The 3,107-nt window shown below is 42.3% G+C and carries 4 protein-coding genes; 3 read left to right on the top strand and 1 reads right to left on the bottom strand.

What is annotated here, in order from left to right:
* Window positions 1-103 precede the first annotated feature (103 nt).
* On the bottom strand, window positions 104-313 hold the full coding sequence (locus IBX50_RS19015) for a hypothetical protein (protein WP_292257972.1): 210 nt from the start codon (window positions 311-313) through the stop codon (window positions 104-106).
* A 205-nt stretch (window positions 314-518) separates the two neighbouring features.
* Here IBX50_RS19015 and IBX50_RS19020 point away from each other — a divergent pair, with 205 nt between their 5' ends.
* The 3 genes from IBX50_RS19020 to IBX50_RS19030 all read left to right on the top strand — a co-directional run.
* Window positions 519-1,784, top strand: coding sequence for an MBL fold metallo-hydrolase (locus IBX50_RS19020; RefSeq protein WP_292257973.1), 1,266 nt, complete (start codon window positions 519-521; stop codon window positions 1,782-1,784).
* A gap of 1 nt (window position 1,785) precedes the next feature.
* Window positions 1,786-2,754: a hypothetical protein gene (locus IBX50_RS19025; RefSeq protein ID WP_292257974.1), complete on the top strand. Its 969-nt coding sequence runs from the start codon at window positions 1,786-1,788 to the stop codon at window positions 2,752-2,754.
* 140 nt (window positions 2,755-2,894) lie between these two features.
* A partial coding sequence (locus IBX50_RS19030; RefSeq protein WP_292257975.1) for a hypothetical protein occupies window positions 2,895-3,107 on the top strand: 213 nt, incomplete at its 3' end.

Here is a 3,107-nt window from a genome sequence, read left to right on the forward strand (position 1 = left end):
TACCCAGCAGTGAACAAGGCTTTAAACCTATGCGTTTATTCGCTGCATTTTACACATCCATGCAATGTTTAGCTTGATGGCTTTGCCGGAGTTACCGGTTCGATCACTTTCCCGGTCTAACATCAACACCCAGCCAAATATAAAAACTTTGCCAATCAATATGTGAAGATAGTAGTCGTTTTTTCTGTGCCAGTATCAGAAGGCGTGCAGCCAGCATCTGTGCAAAGTGCTTTTCCTCACCTGCCTGCTGGTCAGAACTTGGAATTTCAGGACTCACACCTGTACAAATGCTTTGGATTTCTTGCCAGCGCATATCAGCCTCCTTTATTACTCTTGAAGATCCACTGTAAAGACATGCTGCGTCACTATGCGTCGCTAAAACTGAATTTTATACAATGTATGCGAACGATAATGATGCACCACCATGCAAATCTATGCTCATCTGGATTTGGCATTTTTTTCTTTAGTCGAAAAGGTTAAGCTCCTACCAAGTACAGGAGTTTAATCAAGGAGAGCACATGCAGGTTTGCATTCATCGAGGAAGCCAGCAGATTGGTGGTAGTTGTGTTGAAGTGGAGCATCATGGCAAACGTCTTCTGCTCGACTTGGGGCTTCCTCTTGACGCCAAAGAAAATTCACCCGAACACTTACCTGCTGTATCTGGCCTGAAAGAAGATGACAACTCCCTGCTGGGCATTCTCATTTCGCACCCGCACCTGGATCACTTCGGGCTTCTCAAACACGTACGCCAAGATCTGCCTGTCGGTATGGGTGCTGCAGCAAGGCGCATTTTGAAAGCTGCAGCACCGTTCTTGCCTACTGAGTTACCAATTCCATCAGAAGGCTGGTGTTATGAGAACGGCAAAAAAATTCAGATTGGACCATTTTCTATTACACCCTATCTGGTCGATCACTCAGCATACGATGCCTACGCTTTACTCATTGAAGCCGATGACCATCGACTTTTGTATACCGGTGATTTCAGAGGTCATGGCCGCAAATCTGCACTATTTGAGAACCTTCTGAAAAACCCGCCCTCACACGTTGATGCTCTTTTAATGGAGGGTTCTTCGCTGGGCAGGCTTCAAGCAGATCAACACTTTCCGACAGAAAGTGACATTGAAAACCAACTGAAAGATGTTTTTTTAAGCTGTGATGGCCTGGCAATGGTTCACACATCAATGCAAAACCTGGATCGAATTGTATCAATTTTCAGAGCCAGCAAGCAGTGTGGTCGTAAACTTGTACTAGACCTCTACTCAGCCAGTGTTCTTGCAGCAACTGAAAATTCAAATTTACCTCAGTCGCACTGGAATGATGTTGTTTTATACGTACCAAGTCAGCAACGAGGACAGATCTTTGTAAACAAGTGGTTTGACCAGTTGCAGTTACACAGTAAAAACAGAATCTACGAGGAAGAGTTACTGAAACATGCAGACAAGTACACTCTGCTATTTCGCCCGATGCATATGAAAACCTTATCTGGCGCAAAAAATTTGGATACAGCAGCGTACATTTATTCGCAGTGGAGTGGTTATTGGGATGCTGGGAGTTATGACTACATCAAGGATTGGCTTACGAATACCAGGATCAAACGTGTGTCTATTCACACATCTGGACACGCTAGCCCTGTAGACCTGAAACGGTTTTTCGAAGCTATAAACCCTACGAAACTAGTCCCCATCCATAGTTTTCATCCCGAACAGTACTCCAATCTTTTTTTGAATGTTGAAACACAACCAGACGGACAGTGGTGGAATGTCCAAAACCCTAAAGGAGAATAAAATGACAAGCAACTACAATCGCTCACTAAATAGCAATTTTATTTATGATCTCAAAGAAGGCTTGCTAAAACCTCTATTGCAACGAGTAAAAGAGGATGACACCTTAATGCTGGCTTTGCGTGGCCGGTATATCAATATTTATTATCGTGGCGGGGCACTGCTCAAGGTCGAACAAAACAGTCAGCAATATGTAGTTTCATTTGACCATAATTATGAAAAAAGTACAGCACAGATACCTGATTACCCAACAAGAATCACGGACGATGAAGATGTGGATGAATTACTAAGCTGTATTGGCTCCTTAAAAGAGATCATGAATCGCTACTTCACAGGGAATAAAAAACTGGAGCGAGAATACCAGCAACTGGTCGTGCGTGAAAACAATCAATCCTCAATCTCTAATGAAACAGAGTATTTCATTGTTGATATTGAGGCAGCAGGAATGACTGAAGCAGGCAATAAGAGTGATGCACGATTTGATATGCTGGCTGTACGCTGGCTGACAAATGAGCGTCAAAAATCTGCACTGGTTCCTGTATTAATTGAAATGAAATATGGTACTGGCGCACTAAAGGGCACAGCTGGAATCATCAAGCATCAGAAGGATGCTGAAAAACTTCTTGGCAATACCGCCTTGTGGAATAAAGTTGTTGATGATCTGGAAATCCAAATCAATCAGCTGGACGATTTGGGATTACTGACATACAACCGAAGCACCAGGGTCGAAAAATTAAGCATTAATCGACAAGAGAAACCAGAACTAATTTTCCTGCTTGCCAACTACAATCCTCGCAGCACCGAGATTAAAGCAGTGCTGGAAGACTTATCAGCAGCAAACAATCCGACCACCTACGAACTGCTGTTTGCCACATCAAGCTTCATGGGATATGGATTACATTCCGCAAATATGCTTAACCTGGAAGACTTCAAGATCATTACAGCACGAGACAAGTATCAACATAAAATTTAATTAATAATTCATATTTTTCAACATGTGCTATTCGTTTACCGCCCTGCGAATAGTACATGCAGAACATTGGGCGAAAAGAGGCAACGGTAATGAGTATAAAATACTTGGAAAAACTTGCACAGCTTAAATAAAGCGGCGCATTGACAGAAGAAGAGTTTCAGCAACAGAAAGCAAAAATCCTTGGTGAAAACAACACACCAAAACAAAAAAAATCCAAACTCAGGTTAATAATGCTGGTAGTAATTGTTTTTCTTGCTGTTATCTTGATATTTGCTGGAGGAGAGTCAGATAGCCAATCCAACTCTAGTAACTACGTTACTCCTGATGACAGTTTTCTGCTTACAGAAGTAATT

It is taken from the genome of Marinospirillum sp. (assembly GCF_014859565.1).